Origin of the sequence: Chamaesiphon sp. (assembly GCF_041737865.1) — a bacterium.
Lineage (GTDB): Bacteria > Cyanobacteriota > Cyanobacteriia > Cyanobacteriales > Chamaesiphonaceae > Chamaesiphon.
Genome location: NZ_JBGSQZ010000012.1, coordinates 1 through 19008 on the forward strand (window position 1 = coordinate 1; position 19008 = coordinate 19008).

16 protein-coding genes and 1 pseudogene are annotated in these 19008 nt (G+C 47.8%); 15 read left to right on the forward strand and 2 right to left on the reverse strand.

Going from position 1 to position 19008, the window contains the following annotated elements:
- The 14 genes and pseudogenes from ACEW9J_RS00615 to gap form a co-directional block, all read left to right on the forward strand.
- Positions 1-455 (forward strand): annotated as a pseudogene (locus tag ACEW9J_RS00615) (Tat pathway signal protein); the annotation flags it as partial.
- A 14-nt stretch (positions 456-469) separates the two neighbouring features.
- Positions 470-616, forward strand: a complete 147-nt coding sequence (locus ACEW9J_RS00620) for a hypothetical protein (protein WP_373543217.1) — start codon at positions 470-472, stop codon at positions 614-616.
- 510 nt (positions 617-1126) lie between these two features.
- Positions 1127-3064 (forward strand): heavy metal translocating P-type ATPase, encoded by a 1938-nt coding sequence (locus tag ACEW9J_RS00625; RefSeq protein ID WP_373543232.1) that lies wholly within the window; start codon positions 1127-1129, stop codon positions 3062-3064.
- 48 nt (positions 3065-3112) lie between these two features.
- Positions 3113-4837, forward strand: a complete 1725-nt coding sequence (locus ACEW9J_RS00630; RefSeq protein WP_373543218.1) for a multicopper oxidase family protein — start codon at positions 3113-3115, stop codon at positions 4835-4837.
- 143 nt (positions 4838-4980) lie between these two features.
- Positions 4981-7392: a phosphoketolase gene (locus ACEW9J_RS00635; protein WP_373543219.1), complete on the forward strand. Its 2412-nt coding sequence runs from the start codon at positions 4981-4983 to the stop codon at positions 7390-7392.
- A gap of 80 nt (positions 7393-7472) precedes the next feature.
- Positions 7473-8018, forward strand: a complete 546-nt coding sequence (locus ACEW9J_RS00640) for a general stress protein (RefSeq protein ID WP_373543220.1) — start codon at positions 7473-7475, stop codon at positions 8016-8018.
- A gap of 20 nt (positions 8019-8038) precedes the next feature.
- On the forward strand, positions 8039-9592 hold the full coding sequence (locus ACEW9J_RS00645) for a pyruvate kinase (protein ID WP_373543221.1): 1554 nt from the start codon (positions 8039-8041) through the stop codon (positions 9590-9592).
- Positions 9593-9641: 49 nt separating this feature from the next.
- On the forward strand, positions 9642-10931 hold the full coding sequence (locus ACEW9J_RS00650; RefSeq protein ID WP_373543222.1) for a nucleoside hydrolase: 1290 nt from the start codon (positions 9642-9644) through the stop codon (positions 10929-10931).
- 66 nt (positions 10932-10997) lie between these two features.
- The gene (locus tag ACEW9J_RS00655; RefSeq protein WP_373543223.1) at positions 10998-11888 is read left to right on the forward strand and encodes a M23 family metallopeptidase; all 891 of its coding nucleotides are present in this window, start codon (positions 10998-11000) and stop codon (positions 11886-11888) included.
- An 82-nt stretch (positions 11889-11970) separates the two neighbouring features.
- On the forward strand, positions 11971-12591 hold the full coding sequence (locus ACEW9J_RS00660) for a class I SAM-dependent methyltransferase (protein WP_373543224.1): 621 nt from the start codon (positions 11971-11973) through the stop codon (positions 12589-12591).
- 15 nt (positions 12592-12606) lie between these two features.
- Complete coding sequence (locus ACEW9J_RS00665) at positions 12607-13098, forward strand: DUF1772 domain-containing protein (RefSeq protein WP_373543225.1); 492 nt, start codon at positions 12607-12609, stop codon at positions 13096-13098.
- 11 nt (positions 13099-13109) lie between these two features.
- Positions 13110-13754 (forward strand): hypothetical protein, encoded by a 645-nt coding sequence (locus tag ACEW9J_RS00670; RefSeq protein ID WP_373543226.1) that lies wholly within the window; start codon positions 13110-13112, stop codon positions 13752-13754.
- A 115-nt stretch (positions 13755-13869) separates the two neighbouring features.
- Positions 13870-14856, forward strand: a complete 987-nt coding sequence (locus ACEW9J_RS00675; protein WP_373543227.1) for a 2-hydroxyacid dehydrogenase — start codon at positions 13870-13872, stop codon at positions 14854-14856.
- Between the two features lie 19 nt (positions 14857-14875).
- Positions 14876-15898 (forward strand): type I glyceraldehyde-3-phosphate dehydrogenase, encoded by a 1023-nt coding sequence (gene gap, locus ACEW9J_RS00680; RefSeq protein WP_373543228.1) that lies wholly within the window; start codon positions 14876-14878, stop codon positions 15896-15898.
- 181 nt (positions 15899-16079) lie between these two features.
- Here gap and ACEW9J_RS00685 read toward each other — a convergent pair whose 3' ends face one another.
- Together ACEW9J_RS00685 and ACEW9J_RS00690 are read right to left on the reverse strand one after the other, a co-directional pair.
- A complete protein-coding gene (locus ACEW9J_RS00685; protein WP_373543229.1) occupies positions 16080-17345 on the reverse strand; it encodes a serine hydrolase domain-containing protein in 1266 nt (421 codons plus the stop codon).
- Between the two features lie 55 nt (positions 17346-17400).
- Positions 17401-18123: a 2,3-bisphosphoglycerate-dependent phosphoglycerate mutase gene (locus tag ACEW9J_RS00690; protein WP_373543230.1), complete on the reverse strand. Its 723-nt coding sequence runs from the start codon at positions 18121-18123 to the stop codon at positions 17401-17403.
- 144 nt (positions 18124-18267) lie between these two features.
- Here ACEW9J_RS00690 and ACEW9J_RS00695 point away from each other — a divergent pair.
- Positions 18268-19008: cation-transporting P-type ATPase (locus tag ACEW9J_RS00695; protein ID WP_373543231.1), on the forward strand; the 741-nt coding region annotated here is incomplete at its 3' end.

Below are 19008 nucleotides of genomic sequence, written 5' to 3' on the forward strand. Positions count from 1 at the left end.
TTATGCAGGAACTGAAATCCTGGATTCGCTTTAATGACCAGGAAGCAGCCCGCACTGGTGATGGATTGTCTCTTCGTGCTACCGGAAATCCATCGATACCGCGCTGGCTGGGGAGCCTGTTATTCAAATTATTAATTCGGGCGCAGCCAGAGAATGACAAAAATACACGAAATATTCGCAGTTCCGCAGGCATTGCCGTGTTCGTCTCCGATGTTAGTAACAAGGCTAATTGGGTCGAAGTCGGTCGCTGTTACGAGCGGTTTGCGCTCCAAGCAACTGCGCTCGGCATCCACAATGCCTTTTTGAACCAGCCTGTTGAGGAAGCAAGTTTGCGACCTGATTTCGCGAGGGCTTTGGGGCTGAAGTCTGGCCGACCCGATCTGGTGGTACGTTTCGGGCGAGGGGTAGAGATGCCAAGTTCCCTACGGCGACCAGTTGAAGCGGTAATCCTGTGAGCGCAGCAGTTAAAGTGACAAACTCAAAACATATCGCCGGATTGGTCGGCCCCACTCTAATTGCAATTCCGTGGGGAATTACAGCTCCCGTATCAATGTTGCTGCTTGCCATCCTGTTCGAGAAGGATTCTGAAGTAATTACTCAAACAAATGAAATATAAATGCGATCGCAAATATCTACTTTTCAGGCTTTCCTCACAGGTTCCTCATCTTTTTTTAATATGATGGAATATAGTGAATATTATTTTTACTTGTAAAATCAAAAGTTTGACGGAGCAATTTTTCTGCCGAGATTTAAAATGATTTCATTGTTACAAATAGTAGAATTATGTCTCTACCTATTGGTAGATATTTTTTCGTCACAACTGTATTAACAAAAACTAAATCGCCCGAATCATAAATTAAGGCAGCACTCGTCCAGGCTGGCTATCTTGCTAATAAATAGACATCCATCCAGTTCTTAGTCTATAGACGCGAACATCCGAGATTAAAATAATCCCCAGGAGGGTGCAGTTGTGAAACACGATTTGCCAGAGACAACGCTCCGCGAACGCGATCGGGACAAGCAAAACCTACCCCATCCGCGTCACGTCGAGAACCAGCACGATCCAGCTCAACATTCCAGTCACGAACATGCCGGACACGATAAACACGCAGGACACAGCCCCGCGATGTTCCAGCGACGCTTCCTAGTTTGTCTGCTGTTAACGTTGCCCGTACTGTATCTGTCACCAATGTTTCAGATGTGGTTTAATTACCAAGCGATTCAGTTTGCTGGCGTGGCTTGGGTTACGCCCATTCTGTCCACGGTTATTTATTGGTATGGTGGCTGGGTGTTTCTGCACGGAGCTTGGGCTGAACTCCACGGGAAAATTGGGATGATGACGCTGGTTGCGCTGGCGATTACTGTATCTTATGTCTACAGTTTGGCAGTGTCTTTTGGATTACCAGGCGATTCCTTCTACATGGAATTGGTAACTTTAGTCGATATCATGCTGCTCGGTCACTGGATTGAAATGACTTCTGTGCAAGGAGCCAGCCGCGCTTTAGAGCATCTCGCTAAGTTGGTACCTGCTGTGGCTCACCAGCAAGTCAATGGGCGGATTGAAGATGTTCAGGTGAGCGCGTTAACTGAGGGCGATCGCATTCTGATCCGTCCTGGCGAACAAGTCCCGATCGATGGTGAAGTGATCGAGGGTACCTCTAGCGTCAACGAAGCCTTCCTTACTGGCGAATCGCGTCCAGTCGTCAAAAAAACTAGCGATGAAGTAGTCGCAGGGGCAGTCAACGGCGAAGGTGCTTTGACAATTAAAGTGATTCGGACTGGCGATAAAACAACTCTGAGCCAGATTATGCGGCTGGTGGAGGAGGCTCAAGCATCGAAAAGTCAATATCAAACCCTAGCCGACAGGTTGGCTTATTGGCTGACTCTGATTGCGATCGGGGTATCTACGCTGACGTTTATCGTGTGGTTATCGATCGGTACGGGCGGTCTAACATTTGCCATCAATCGGGCGGTGACGGTGCTAGTGATTACCTGTCCTCACGCGCTGGGTTTAGCAATTCCCTTGGTCACGATTAATGCCACGGCGATGGCTGCTAAAAACGGGATTTTGGTAAGAAACCGCGAGGCGTTTGAACGAGCAAGAGGCATTAAAACGATCGCTTTTGATAAGACAGGCACATTGACAGAAGGCAAGTTCGGGGTTAAGGAAATTTATACCGACGGCATTGATGAACCGCAAGCTTTAATAATTGCCGCCTCGCTAGAATCCTTATCAGAACATCCGCTCGGACAATCGATCGTGCTCGAAGCTAATCATCGTCAGAGTCAGCTTGCCAAGGCGAGTGACTTCAAAGCTGTTCCAGGTCAAGGCGTTGAAGGTGTAGTCAACGGTCGGCGTTATCGCGTTGGCAGACCAGAATGGGTACAAGAATTGAAATTACAGTTTCCACCAGCACTGCGATCGGGATTACAAGCAAGTGAATCGCGGGGTGAAAGCGCGATCGTCTTAATGGACGATAAGCAAGTACTGGCGATATTTGGATTAGCAGACCAAATCCGACCATCCGCACGCGCAGCGGTAGCCAAATTACAGCAAATGGGCGTGCAGGTGGTGATGATTACCGGAGATGCCGAAGCAGTGGCAAAAACCGTTGCAGCAGATTTGAAGATCGATCGCTATTACGCTCGTGTCTTACCCCAAGACAAAGCTGCGTTGATTCATCAGCTCAAAGCCGAACAACCGATCGCTTTTGTCGGCGATGGGATCAATGATGCACCTGCTTTAACTGAGGCAGATTTGGGACTGGCGATCGGTGCGGGAACTAATGTCGCGATCGAATCTGCCGATTTAGTGTTAATTAAAAGCGATCCGCTCGATGCTACCTATGCACTGAAACTCGCCAAAGCAACCTACAGCAAAATGACTCAGAACTTGTTTTGGGCGACTGGCTACAACGTTATCGGTATTCCTCTAGCAGCAGGTATCGCGGCTCCCTTCGGGATTTTATTAACGCCAGCCATCGGCGCAATCTTGATGAGCGTTTCGACAGTTGTTGTTTCGATTAATGCCATGTTGTTACGGCGCATTAAATTAACTGATTGAGGCTTCGATCTCAAATCACTTTCCAGAAATCTATAAAATACGATCTATATGCCAATTAAAGCCACTCACCAACATCCCCTCACTCGTCGAAACTTCATGCAAGGGAGTGGCTTTGCAGGCGGACTGCTGCTCAGTAGCGGAATGCACAGCTTATTATCGAGTTGTTCGCCCCAACCCTCAACTACGAAAATACCCGAACAGAACACCGTAGCCCGCACCCCGAATCCACAATTCATTCCCGATCTGGAAATTAACCTTCAGGCTGCACCGAAAACGGTGCAAATCTTAGCGGGAGAAATGACCCAAGTTTGGTCTTATGCAGCAACCCTAGTTAAAGGCGATCCAAACAGCTTACAAGCTATTCCCGATAGTTATTTAGGCCCGATTATTCGCGTCCAAACAGGTCAGCGCGTCCGGGTTAACTTTCAAAATAACTTGCCACAGGGACAATCTTCGATCGTGCATTGGCATGGCTTAATTTTGCCAGAGGACATGGATGGACATCCTCGCTTTGCGATCGAGCCTGGACAAATCTACGTCTACGAGTTTGAGGTGATTAATCGAGCGGGGATGAACTGGTTTCATCCGCATCCAGACATGCTGACGGGGCAGCAAGCCTACGCTGGCTTGGCGGGACTGTTTATCGTGACAGATCCAGAAGAAGTCGCTCTCAAGCTACCTTCAGGGACTTATGAAGTGCCGATCGTTCTTCAAGATCGTACCTTAGACACCAATAATCAACTCCTCTATCTCGGCAGTAAACTCGGTACCCCCCGTAATAGCGGCATGGGAGACATGGGCGGTATGGGCGGGATGAATAACTCAGATCGATCGGGTAGCGGCATGGGTGACATGAGCAGCATGATGGGCTTTTTAGGTCAACAGATCTTCGTCAATGGCAAGCCCAACTTCACTCTAGCGGCGGCGACGCGAGTTTATCGCCTCCGCATTCTTAATGGTTCTAATGCCCGCATTTACAAGCTGGGGTGGAGCAATGGCGATCCCCTAACAGTTATTGGCACTGATGGGAGCTTACTAACTCAGCCTGTCACTCGCAAGTACGTGATGCTGGCTCCAGGTGAGCGGATCGATGTTTGGGCAGATTTTACCAAACTAAAAGTTGGGACAGAAATTTCGATCGATAGTCTGGTATTTTCAGGAGCCGAAAATGCTGGCGGTAGCAATATGGGTGGCATGATGAATTCTAATAATGCCCCTGAACTCGGTACAGCGATGATGCTATTTAAAGTCAAGATCGATAGATCGGAAACCGAAGCCCTACGACTCCCCACTAAACTAGCCGCTCTACCCCTACTGCGCCCAGAAGATGCCATTAATGTCGCCCAGCCGCGTCCAGTTGAGCTTTCACTCCAAGGGATGAAATGGGTGATGAATGGGCAGCTTTTTGAAATGAACGCGGCAACACCACAAGAAACCGTTCAATTGAATTCGATCGAACAGTGGGAGATTATCAACAAACTCAACCCTGGAGTCATGATGGACGCGAAGGGCATGGCGCACCCGATCCATTTTCATGGGGTGAAATTTCAAGTGATTAGTCGCCAAGTACTGCCAGAACTTGCAGCAGGCTGGCAAACGGTCAAGGATGGCTATGTCGATGAGGGCTTCAAGGATACTGTGATGGTGATGCCAGGTGAGCGAGTCAAGCTGCTGATGAAATTCGAGAAATATAGTGGTTTATTTGCCTACCATTGCCACACGTTGGAACATGAAGACGCTGGCATGATGAGAAATTACCGAGTAATTGGATAAAAAATGTATCAGAAATTAATCTTAAATATCCAAAGATCTGTAAGAAAAAAACAGAACTTTTGAAAGTAAAGGCAACACTAGTAAACCAGATGTAATGAAAACAAAGTAATTCAAATCATCCTTTAGCATTAAAAATTAAAATCATGGTCGCCACTCCTGCCAAATCAACCACCGATGTCTCAACTAATGGATTTACAAAATCCACCGCTGAAGAGCTACGCAAAATTCATGCTTATTGGCGTGCTGCCAATTATCTATCGGTTGGGCAAATTTATCTCTACGACAATCCGCTACTGAAAGAGCCATTGCAACTCGCCCACGTCAAGCCGCTGGTCGTCGGACATTGGGGTACGACCCCCGGACAAAATTTCATCTACGTCCACTTGAACCGAGTCATCAAGAAGTATGACTTGAACATGTTCTATGTTGCTGGGCCAGGGCATGGTGGCCCCGCAATTGTCGGCAATGTTTATCTCGAAGGGACTTGGAGTGACGTTTATCCCAATGTCACTCAGGATGAAGCTGGGCTGAAAAAACTGTTCATGCAATTCTCTTTTCCAGGCGGGATTTCCAGTCATGTGGCTCCGACCACACCAGGCTCGATTCATGAAGGTGGCGAGCTAGGTTACTCACTCAGTCATGCTTTTGGAGCCGCATTCGATAATCCCGATCTCATCGTCGCTTGCGTCATTGGCGATGGTGAGGCGGAAACAGGCCCCTTGGCAACCTCCTGGCACTCCAACAAGTTTCTCAACCCCATTACTGACGGCGCGGTGCTGCCGATCCTGCACCTCAATGGCTACAAAATTAGTAACCCAACCGTCCTCGCTCGGATCGAGGATGAGGAATTGGAGCAATTTCTACGCGGTTGTGGCTGGAAGCCATATTTTGTTGAGGGTGACGACCCCGAAAAAATGCACCAACTGATGGCTGAGATCTTGGAAACAGCGATCGTCGAAATCCGCCAGATTCAAGCTAATGCACGGCACCACAACGACCCCGCTCGACCGCGCTGGCCACTGCTGGTACTGAAATCGCCCAAAGGCTGGACGGGGCCAAAGTTCGTCGATGGATTGCCAAATGAGGGGACATTTCGATCGCATCAAGTCCCCCTACTCGTAGATGCCGACCATCCCGACCATCTTCAGCAGTTGGAAAGCTGGATGAAAAGCTATAAACCGGAAGAATTATTCGATCGCTATGGCCGACTGATCCCCGAATTAGCCGAACTAGCTCCGACAGGCGATCGCCGCATGGGCGCAAATCCACACGCTAACGGCGGGCTGCTATTGCGAGATCTGAATATGCCAGATTTCCGCGATCGCGCCGTGTCAGTGCCCGCTCCTGGAGCCGTGGAGGGGCAGGATACGCTCGTATTGGGCGAGTTTCTTCGGGATGTTGCCCAGCTAAATCAAGAGCGGCGGAATTTCCGCATCTTTGGCCCCGATGAGACGCTCTCGAATCTGCTGGGCGCAGTCTTTGAAGTCACCAACCGTCAGTGGGAGGCTGGGGTAGTACAGAACGATGAATTCCTCGCACCTGTGGGTCGAGTACTGGACTCGATGTTGAGCGAGCACCTGTGCGAGGGGTGGTTGGAAGGATATTTACTGACTGGACGACACGGACTGTTCAATAGTTATGAAGCGTTCATTCGCATCGTTGACTCGATGTTCAGTCAGCACGCGAAGTGGTTGAAGGTGACGTTGGAACTACCGTGGCGACGCAAGATCGCATCGCTAAACTATTTACTTACATCTCATGTCTGGCAACAGGATCATAACGGCTTCACCCACCAAGATCCTGGCTTTCTCGACCATGTTATCAACAAGAAGGCAGATATCGTCCGCGTGTACCTACCGCCCGATGCCAATTGTCTGTTGTCAGTCTTCGACCATTGCCTCCGCAGCCGCCACTATGTCAACGTCGTGGTCGCAGGCAAACACGCACTCCCTCAATGGCTGACGATGGAGGCGGCGATCGTGCATTGCACTGAAGGGATTGGCATCTGGCAATGGGCTAGCAACGATTTTGACAGCGAACCTGACATCGTGATGGCCTGTTGTGGCGACACGCCCACGCTGGAGATCCTGGCGGCGGTTTCGATCCTCCGCGAATATCTACCCGATCTCAAAATTCGGACGATTAATGTCGTCGATCTGATGAAGCTCCAGTCCGCCAGCGAGCATCCACATGGGTTGAACGAAAAGGATTTCGATTCACTGTTTACGACAGATAAGCACGTTATCTTCGGCTTTCATGGATACCCCACGCTGGTTCACCGTCTCACCTACCGTCGTACCAACCGCAATATCCACGTACATGGTTATAAGGAAGAGGGGACAATTACCACCGCTTTTGATATGCGGGTACAGAACGAGTTAGACCGCTTTCATTTGGTGCAAGATGCGGTGAATTGCTTGCCACATTTGGGTAGCAAGGGCGCATATCTCCAGCAGATGGTACGAGACAAATTAATCGCGCATAAACACTACATCGACAAGCATGGTCGGGACATGCCAGAAATTCAGAACTGGAAGTGGAGTAATCCGCTATAAATATCCACGCACCGATCGATGCTAGTCCATATTTTGGCTCGAATACTTTAATTACAAACCTTTAAACCAACATATTTAGCATGAACATAGAACACAAAAATGCAGTAGGTACATTCCCAAATTTCCAACAGATTGAATCGGCACTCCGTCAACTTAAAGCAACTGGCTTTCACATGAATAATGTTTCAGTTGTTGCCGAGCATCTTGATTCAGCATCCGATATATTAGCGCGATCTACCGATTCTACGATCCAATCTGAAGATGGGTTTGTGTGGGGTAACACAGTCGAACGAATCGAACATGGAGCCTTAGATGCCGGGGCGATGGGGAGTGTCGTTGGTGGTGTCGTCGCTGGACTGACAACACTCGCATTTTCAGCCTTTAGTGGTGCTGTCGTATTAGTTGGCATCGCGGCTGGGGCTTTTTATGGAGCCGTATCGGGTGGCATCCTCGGTGGTGGCGTTGGCTTTGATATTACGGAAAAGCAAGCTCGGCATTACAGCGATCTTTTAGGGCGAGGATATTATCTAACGATCGTCAAAGGAACTGACGATGAAATTAGTCAAGCTGAGTCGGTTTTAAAGAATAAAAATATTCAAGATTGGATGATTTTCAATACACTTTAATCGCAATCGGAGATTTTTAGATGGTTAGTCAAATTTCCAAGCCTAGTATCGAATTACTCAATCTATCCAGTCCCCAGGATTTACTATCGACGTTGCAACAACTGCGCCAGACCGTTGAAAGCGAAGGAAAAGCCATCTTTGACGAGTGGAACCCACACATTCAGCGGACGGCATTTATCGATAGTGCCTTGAATTTAGCTGAGTATTTAGCTTTACGTCGGCACGATCTCCGCTCTCTCCAAGCTGCGCTGATGCCTTGGGGTTTATCCTCATTAGGTCGGATTGAAGGACGGGTGATGCCTAATCTCGATGCTGTGATTGCCACTTTAGAAGTCATCTGTGGCTCGAAATCCGATCGACATTTCCAGCGTCCGCCTGTCGAATTCTTCTTTGAGGGCGATCGATTACTACAGCAGCACACGGAAGAACTGTTCGGTGAGTCCTCACCCCACCGTCGCGTCAGAATTATGGTCACGCTGGATACTGAAGCCGCCACCAACTATGAGCTAGTGCGAAGTTTCATTCAACGCGGCGCAAACTGTATGCGGATTAATTGCGCCCACGATACTCCTGAAATCTGGCAAGGCGCGATCGACAATATCCGCCGTGCCGAAAGAGAAACAGGAACGTCATGTAAAGTCATGATGGACTTAGGCGGCCCCAAAATCCGCACTGGGGCTGTACTTGCTCCACACCATAAGAAGCGGATATTTATAGGCGATCGAATTGTACTGTCGCGGCGCGTATCCGAAAGTGCAGCAGATCCCGCCAAATCGACTCATGTAAAGCAGTTCCAAACTAGCTGTACGATTCCCAGTATTCTCGATTTATTAGCTGTTGACACCCCTGTCTACATCGATGATGGCAAAATTTGGACTCAGGTAGTCGATACTCAATACCACATCGCCCACGAACAACCAGGACTATTATTGGAAGTGACTAATACCAGTCCCAAAGGAGTCAAACTCAAACCGGAAAAGGGGATGAATTTCCCAGATACAGTTTTAGATCTGAGTCCACTAACCGAACAAGATTTAACCGATCTGGATTTTGTCGCGGTTCATGCGGATATTATCGGCTACTCATTTGTCCAACGATCTGCCGATATTGAATTACTGCAACAAGAGCTAGATAAACGTTGCGAACACCGACCGTCCCCACCTGCGATCGTTGCCAAGATTGAAACTGCAATTGCCGTTACCAATCTGCCTGAATTAATCGTCTATGCCGCCGGAAAAGGATCTTTTGGAGTAATGATTGCTAGGGGCGACTTAGCCGTTCAAATTGGCTATCAGCGTCTCACCGAGATCCAAGAAGAAATGCTGTGGATTTGTGAAGCGGCACATATTCCGGTGATTTGGGCGACCCAAGTATTAGAGAATTTGGTCAAAGATGGCATCCCTTCGCGGGGAGAAATGAGCGATGTCGCCATGTCCGAACGGGCTGAGTGTGTGATGTTAAATAAAGGCCCATTTATTGCTGAAGCGATCGGTATTTTGGATGACGTGCTGACGCGGATGGAAGCTCATCAATTGAAAAAAACGCCCCAGTTGCGGGCACTCCATTCATGGTGATTTCAGTTGAATAACAAATGTCTGAGGCTAGCGATACCATTCAACTTGTGTGAATAATATCCGGCGTAAATGTCTTTTGAGTTGGCAAATTCCGTCGATCGGATTTGGGCTAACGTTTCTCTTTGGTTTGGGATTTAGTTACTCCAATCGAGACATTAGAGCGGAAGTTCAGTCCGTGGGGTTGGTAGTATTCACTGTGTTAGTAGCGGTCGGCAGTTATTTCACTATTCGAGCTTTTCGCTACTGGCAACGCTACCAAAATAAAGACTATCTCAAACATGCGATCGCCGGATTATTCTCCAATCTTTTGCTAATCTTCTTCACTACAAGCAGCATTATTGCTATCGATGCCATGAATCATCCCACCAATACAACCAAGCATTCAGTATCGGAATTTAAGCCTTCGTTGAATGCGTCTAAACTTCCAGTCTGGATTGATACAGACCCAGCCTGTGGTCAAGGTGCGACCAATGATGTGGATGATTGTTGGGCATTAATGATGGCACTCCGGTCGCCAGAACTCGCTCTGCGGGGCATCAGCACAACTTTTGGTAATACCAAAGGTGAAACTGCTCTGCAAGTTGCACGTCAAGCGATCGGGCATTTGGGAGGCGCGGCTCGAACGCCTATTTATGCGGGTAGCCATGTGCGAGGAAGTCCAGAGTGGAAATCGACACAGGCATCGGCGGCGATCTCATCCCTACTACGTCGAGAAAAACTGACGATGATCGCTCAAGGGCCATTGACAAATATCGCCACCGTCATTATTAATTATCCCGATCTGGTGAAGAATATCGATCGGATTATTATGGTAGCCGGAAAACGACCGGGTGATTTATTCCATCCCGGACAGCAATGGTGGTTTCATTTTCGCGATTTCAATATTCGTAAAGATACACCCGCTGCCAAAATTGTTTTGGACTCTGGCATTCCGTTGGTACTAACCCCCTTTGAACTGGCAACAAAGGTAACAATTACGCGGTCAGATTTAGACAAATTAGCATCTGGTGATGAAGCTGCCCAGTGGTTGCGGCAGGTAAGTCAGCCCTGGATGTCGTTTTGGGAAGATCGTCTGCACAAACAGGGATTCCATCCCTTTGATGCACTAGCGGTTGGCTACGTGACTATGCCTGACTTGTTTGACTGTGAGATTTCACCCGCACGAATTGGGTTTAGTATATTCCTCGAACCGTTTGGACTGGGGCACGATCTGGAAGTAGCACCGGATATTAGAGGGTCGCAAGTATATTACTGCTCGGATGTCGATCGACGATTTAAAGACCGCTTAATCGATCGTTTAATTAGTCATAAAACAGTCAGCAACGATCGCCATCCCTAAATTGCTCTTAACTGTCAAAAAATTACTTTTGTCAAGGTTTATACCATGCTTTTTGCGATCGGATCATTGATTGTCACTCTTTTGGTCATTCCCGCCGCCCTCATGATTTGGCTTTGGCAGGCACAATTTAGTAGTAAATTCAATTGTCTGCTCAATCTGTTAATGGTCTTGGTTTATTATCTTTTTATCTTTCTTAGTGGACGGTGGGACTGGTTAAGTTATTACATCAGGTTTCTATTACCGATCGCATTTATCATCGCAGCATCCAAGTCTTTCATCAACGCCAAATCTTTACCACTTTACTCTCCAAAAACATTTAAAAATTATCTTGAGTTAGGAATCAGTGCTGTTGTCACGCTCCTATTTATAGCTAGTCTAAAGGGTTATTTTTTTACTGGCACACCGATCGAACTATCTTTCCCATTAAAGAACGGCACATATTATGTTGCACATGGAGGAAATAGCCCCACTATCAATTATCACAACACTCATCCGACACAACGATATGCCTTGGATATAATGAAACTAAACGTGCTAGGAGCCAGGGCAAATGGGTTTTCCCCGCGCTCGTTAACCGATTATGCCATTTTTGGAGAGACTCTCTACAGCCCTTGTGATGGGACGATCTCCACTCTAGTCAACGATCTGCCCAATCTTGTTCCAGGTGAAAAAGACCGAAAAAATCCGGCTGGCAATCATATTTTGCTCGGATGTAAGGGTGCTGATATCTTAATGGCTCACCTTCTGAAAGACAGCATCACTAGCCAAGTGGGATCGCTAGTCAGATCGGGAGATGCGATTGCCAAAGTTGGCAACTCAGGCAACACTGGCGAACCACATCTTCATATCCATGCCCGAAAAGCAAACACAGGAAAATCGAGCTTAGATGGAGAAGGAGTACCGATCGCCTTTGATGGCAAATTTTTGGTGAGAAATAGTGTGCTTTTTTCAGAATGAATCAATTTAAAAATCAGGACGATATCGTTTCAGGTGTTGATGGGCGATCTAACACTCACCAACGATCTTTAAGGAATAAATAATGAAAACACAAGAACAGCAACATTTGGGTATTGTAGACGGTCTGCTGATGCAGATGTTTGGACGACCCAAGGGACTACTGGGGCGACTGGGTGGCATCATCCTAGCCCGCACGAAACGTGATTTTACGCAGTGGGTTATTCCTTTACTCGAAATTCAGCCAGATAGCAAAGTATTAGAAGTTGGATTTGGGCCTGGAGTAGCAATTCAAATTTTAGCGGCTACAGCGTCAACTGGATCTGTAGTGGGAGTTGACTATTCCCAAGAAATGGTCGAGCAAGCCACAACGCGGAATGCCAAAGCGATAGCGAAGCGCTGCCTTGAGCAGGTCGCAGCAGGCATAGTTCAGCTTCACTATGGCTCAGTTGAAAAACTACCGTTTGCAGATGACATCTTCGATCGATCTCTGGCGATTAACTCCATGCAAGTTTGGCCGGATGGGATGGCTGGGCTGCGGGAAATACGGCGGGTGATGGCTGGGGGTGGCAAGATTGCGCTGGCGTTTACTTCCGCTGCTGGGCAGTCGAGTACTGGATTAACCGAAATGCTGACAGCGGCTGGTTTTATCGATGCACATCTGGTGAAGACAGAACAGGGTTTCTGCGTGCTGGCAATCAAATAAACAAGGAGAGAATTAATGATGTTCTTGAGAATTTGGCGGTTTATTACTATCGTCCTAGCTGCACTCACAATGGGTACTGCATTCGCCCATACACTGGAGCTGCCAGCCAAAATGAACTACAACGCATCGCTCTATACAACGATTAGTCAGAGTCTGTATTGGGGCTTTGGACATATCGGCGGCCCCATCGAGGGCATTACCGTCTTCCTGGCAGCACCCTTGCTATCGTTCCTCGTCCGCAAGCAGCGACCCGCCTTCTGGTGGACACTCGCCGGAACTGGTTGTTTCGCATTAGCGTTTATTGTTTTTTTAGCGTTCACAGAACCGATGAATCGGGAGATCTTTCAATGGTCGATCGAGTCAGTACCAGCAGACTGGACACGAGTACGGAACCAGTGGGAATACTCCCACGTCGCCCGCTTTATCCTTCAGTCGATTGGGCTGTGTGCGTTCGAGATCTCGCTGCTAGTTGAAACTCCTGCAACGGCACAACTCACCAGACATTGAGGAGAAAATTGATGATGGACGAGGAAGCTAGGCAAAGAGTCTTGATGTCTGCACTGACTACCGAGCATCTGGTGCTGCAAACAGCGGCGAGTTCGCTGAATATCGAGGCTTCAGCACGAAGTTCTCTTTATATGCTTGCGCTGTCAAGCTGCCTGGTAGCCATTGGTTTTACTTCTCAGTCTCCAGACGTGTTTATCCCGCTGGTCGCATCAGTACTCCCCGCCGTATTTCTGCTGGGGATTTTCACTGTAGTGCGTCTGGTAGATGCCTCGCTGGAGTATATGCAACACCTCAAGAGCATCGCGCGCATTCGCAACTACTACCGAACTATTAGCCCAGAAGCAGCAGCATATTTTGCCGCCGACAACGGTAGATGGCCAGAAACCAAGTCGATCCCAACACTTCGCCTTGGCGCACTATTCGCTTACCTCAGCACAATCGCCAGCATGATTGCATTCGTCAACAATGTTGTCGCTGGCGCAGGCATTACTATATTAGCTTCCAACCTGCTCGATCGAGATCGCGCTTGGCTGGCCCCTCCGATTGGCATCATCTCTGTGGTGCTGCTCACTATCGCTTTCCTCATCTACCAACGTTGGCGGTTCAGCATTTTTGGGGTGAATGCTCGCAATGACAAGCGAGGGCACAGTACATAACCACATTAGTCGATGTAGAACGAATGATGGGCAAAGCCTGCACCAGAATCTGCTCAATGACTGAGTAGATCTGATTACCTCACGAGATTCTCACACTTTAAACCTAAGATGAATCATGAAAGTTGCTATTTTTAGTACCAAGTCATACGATCGCCAGTTTTTTACAGCCGCTAATTCACAACATCAACATCAACTGACATTTTTAGAACCTAAGCTCGATCGACACACCGCCATCCTAGCTAAAGATGCCACCGCTGTTTGTATCTTTGTCAATGATGAAGTTGATAAAGATACACTAAAAGCTCTCGCTAGCCACAATGTTAGCCTAATTGCTCTGCGCTGTGCTGGATATAACAATGTCGATGTGGAGACAGCCAAAAATCTGGGCATCAAATTAGTGCGAGTTCCCGCCTATTCCCCCTATGCCGTCGCCGAACATACCGTAGGACTAATCCTGACACTCAATCGCAAATTACACCGAGCATATAACCGCGTTCGCGAAGGCAACTTTTCACTCGAAGGATTGCTGGGTTTCGATCTACATGGACGCACGATCGGGATTGTTGGTACGGGCAAAATTGGCACAGTCACCGCCCAAATTATGACAGGGTTTGGTTGCAAAGTTATTGCCTACGATCCCTTTCGCAATCCTGAATGTGAGGCGATGGGAGTCCAATACATGGATCTATCCCAACTGTTTTCTCAGTCAGATATTATTACGCTCCACTGTCCGTTAACTCCCGAAAACCATCACCTAATTAACAAACAGGCGATCGCGCAAATGAAGCCTCATGTAATGCTAATCAATACCAGTCGGGGAGCATTAATCGATACAGATGCAATTATTACTGCACTCAAATCATCCCAAATTGACGGATTAGGATTAGATGTCTACGAACAAGAATCAGCACTATTTTTTGAAGATCGATCCGATCGAATTATGCAAGATGATACATTTGCCCGTCTGATGACTTTCCCTAACGTAATAATTACCGGACATCAGGCATTTTTCACTGAAGATGCGATGCGGGCGATTGCTGAAGTGACATTAGCAAATATCACACAAATAGAACGAGAACAGACCTGTAAAAATGAAATTTAGATTCAGGAATTAACTTAAAATGACACTCAAAATCGGTATTAACGGCTTCGGACGAATCGGACGGCTAGTGGCGCGGATTGCCATGAGTCATCCCGAACTGGAACTAGTTGGTGTGAATGACCTCGTTCCCGCTGATAACCTTGGCTACCTATTCAAATACGATTCCACTCACGGCATGTATCCAGGCACCGTTGAAGCTAAACCTGACGGCATCTCCATTGACAATCGCTTTGTATCCTGTCTGGCGATTAAAGATCCGGCTGAACTCCCTTGGGGTAAACTAGGAGCAGATTATGTAGTTGAATCCACTGGACTTTTCACTACCTACGAGGGTGCCCGCAAGCACATTCAAGCTGGGGCAAAACGAGTAGTCATCTCTGCCCCAACCAAAGACCCAGACAAGATTCGGACTGTGGTAATGGGAGTCAATCATCAGGAATTCGATCGGGCAACAGATGAAATTATCTCCAATGCAAGCTGCACCACTAACTGTCTAGCTCCAGTTGCCAAAGTCTTGCACGACACCTTTGGGATTGCCGAAGGTTTAATGACTACCGTTCATGCCATGACTGCCACCCAGCTCACTGTCGATGGCCCTAGTAAAAAAGACTGGCGGAGCGGACGGGGAGCCTCTCAGAATATCATTCCCGCCTCAACTGGCGCGGCAAAAGCGGTCACGCTAGTATTACCCGACTTGAAAGGGAAGCTGACAGGGATGGCGTTTCGGGTGGGCACTGCCGATGTCTCGGTCATCGATCTGACTTTTAAAACTGTCAAACCCACCACTTATGCAGATATTTGTACAGCGATGAAAGCGGCAGCGGCGGGGGAATTGAATGGGATCTTGGGCTATACCGAGGATAAAGTTGTGTCGATGGATTTCCGTACCGATCCTCGTTCCAGTATCTTTGATGCCACAGCAGGGATGGGTTTAAATGCCAACTTTTTTAAAGTGGTGGCTTGGTACGATAATGAGTGGGCGTATGCTTGTCGGGTTATCGATCTGATGCTATTTATGGCAAGAAAGGATGGAGTGATTTGAATCGTTGGCGTTAGCGAAGCCTGCCGTAGGCACAGCCTCTCCTGTGGAGAATCGTGATTTTAACCGATCGAGATTTGTAAGTCTTTGTTGTTAACGCTCCGCTTCACCCGCCGCCAGTAACTTTTCGGACTCAACCAAGCAGCTTTTACAGTCGGTGTGCAAGCGGATTGTAAAAGCTGCACTATTTCATCAACACCCGAATCATAATCGCCAGTGCCCCTAACCCAATCCCAACCAACACTGGCACCAAACGGCTACCCAAAATTCGCAGCTTTGCATTTATCGGTAGCTTCCCTGTTTCCCAGTAAACCCAGTCATCTCCTAACTGGCTTGCCAACTCTAAGTTTCCTGAAATCAGGAGGACAATACCATTACCCGTAGCAGGATTGACCCGTACCGTATGCCCTAGTGCAGGCAAATTCCCCCCATCATGACCTACAAGATACTCATCAATACCATTAGCAACATACAAGGTATGCCCTAAACCCCAATCTTGATGTGCCCCTGGCTGAGGCTGCATCATTTGCTTTAAAGTTTCTTGCTTTAGAACTAGATTCTTTTGGTGATAAGCTTGAACAAAGCGAGCCATATCTTGAGGCGTTGCATAAAGGGATGCCGCTGCTGTAGCTGTATATCGACGGTGAGGACTCGGTTGAAGTTCTTCATCAAAGCTGGTTGCTAGCTCATCTGTTCGACCAGAAGCAGCGATCGCTTCCCAGTCAAAGCTTGATTTTTCCATGCCCAAAGGCTTCAAGATAGCCTTTTCCATATAGTCCGAAAAAGACTGTTGCGTAACTTCCTCAATTAATAGTTGCAAGACTGTATAACCTCCACCAGAATATAGCCAGTTTTGTCCAGGCTCTCTAGCAACCGTGACACCACGAGATTTTCCTGACGTAGAATCCTTGGTCAAGGTCAGCGATTCTTCAAGGGATTGAATCGACTCACCTGGCAGAAAACCAGCATAGCCAAAAAGATCGTCTAATCCCCCTGTATGACTTAACAGATGTCTAATAGTTACCCGATCGCTATATTGACTCACTGGAAATTTCCAGCGTTTCAGGTACTGATTTGCAGGCTTATCTAAAGCAATCGTTTCATCTTCTACAAGCTTCATAATCCCCCAGGCAGTCACCATCTTACTCACGGATGCCATCTGGTAGAGTGTCCGATCGATCTTGACGGGAGATTTTTTTTCGGCATTTGCAATTCCAAAAGGATGAGCTGCAACGACTTCACCCTTTTGAATCAGAATAAGAGCCGCACTCCCCAGTTTCGGCTTACCTGGTTGGCTCAGTTTTTGGATCAAATAGTTTTCGATGGTCACCAAATCCCCGCGCGGTACTGCTGGACGGGCGATCCAAAATACTTCAACAGTGACAATCGCCATGACAGTCACAGCCCAAAGTACTATCCAGCCTGTCGTCGTGAGGATCTTGTTACTCATGCTGATGCCACTTATCCCAATCTCATTTTCTTTAGGTGTTCAGTTTAAGCTGAGGTCAATCATTTAGAATCTTTTTGCCGAACGGCTTGCCGTCTGTGCCAGCCATCGATTTTCCAGCAGCATTCAGTTCGTACACTATCGGTACACCCGTTGCTAGTTCTAATGCTGTCACTTCATCTGGACTCAATCCGTCGAGGAGCATGATAATCGATCGCAACGAGTTACCATGTGCGGCAATTAAGACGTTATCACCTGCGCGTAAATGGGGCAGAATCCGGCTGTTAAAATAAGCAACCACCCGCTGTTGGGTATCCTCCAAGCTCTCGCCGCCCGGAGGTCGAACACTGTAAGATCTGCGCCACTTTTGCACCTGTTCGTTGCCGTACTTAGCAGCCGTATCCGCTTTATTTAAACCCTGCAACTCACCATAAAACCGCTCATCGAGGGCAGCATTCGTAAAAATAGGTAGTTCTTCAGCCGGATTCCCATCGTAGTTATCCCAACCGCGCCAATCTGGATCGGGTTGCTCGTGCTTAATAATCGGAATTTTGCCACCGCAGATGTCATTATTTTCGGTCAGACAGATTGTTGCTGTCTCGATTGCCCTGATTAATTTACTAGTGAAACAGACATTCACCCGATAACCACTGAGCCGACAGGAAGCGATTGTCGCCTCAGCACGACCGCGCTCGCTCAGGGGTACATCTACCCATCCCGTGAACTTATTGAGCGCGTTCCAGAGGCTTTGACCATGACGAACCAAAATGAGTTGAGCCATTATTCTCACTCTTTATTATGCACACTCCACTACCTCAATATATAACTACCTCACGAGATCCTCACATTATTAACCTAAGATCGATCGTAGTACTCCATAGCTTTAGAATTCCCGACAATTTAATACCCTAAAGTAAACTACTCAATGAATAATTCCAGTCGGAATGCCAATTCTGTAGATTCATCCAACGCACTTATCGATATTGCTCAGAAAGATGTAGCTGGAGTTCTACAATTATTTGACACTTCACTGGCAGGGCTAACTGAAACCGAAGCCCAGCGGCGACTGGCTAAATCTGGTCTAAATGAAATCGCCCGCGAAAAGCCGAAGAAGTGGTATGTCCAACTGCTGAAAACGGTGACAAATCCGCTCTCACTATTACTAATCGTACTCGCGATCGTGTCACTATTAACCGGAAGTCCCACCGCCGCCCTGATCATTACGATCATGGTAATTTTTGGTGGGTTACTACGGTTTTCCCAAGAATTTCGATCGAATCAAGCCGCCGAAAAACTGCGAGAAATGGTCAGCACTACAACAGCGGTAAATCGTCAGGAGAACACTAAATCCACCACCCCAAAAGAGCAGCAAGGTATCACCACCGGAACCGAGATTGCGGTGAAGTTCCTAGTGCCTGGAGATATCGTCTTTCTGTCAGCCGGAGATATGATTCCCGCCGATATTCGGCTGATTGTTGCCAAGGATTTATTCTTGAGTCAATCCGCACTCACAGGCGAATCGCTCCCCACCGAGAAACACGTCGATCTCATCGATCGGCAGGAGAAAAACCCCCTGGAGCTAGTCAATCTGTGCTTTATGGGTACAACCGTAGTTAGTGGTTCTGGCACCGCTGTGGTCGCCGAAACTGGCAGTCATACTTATCTA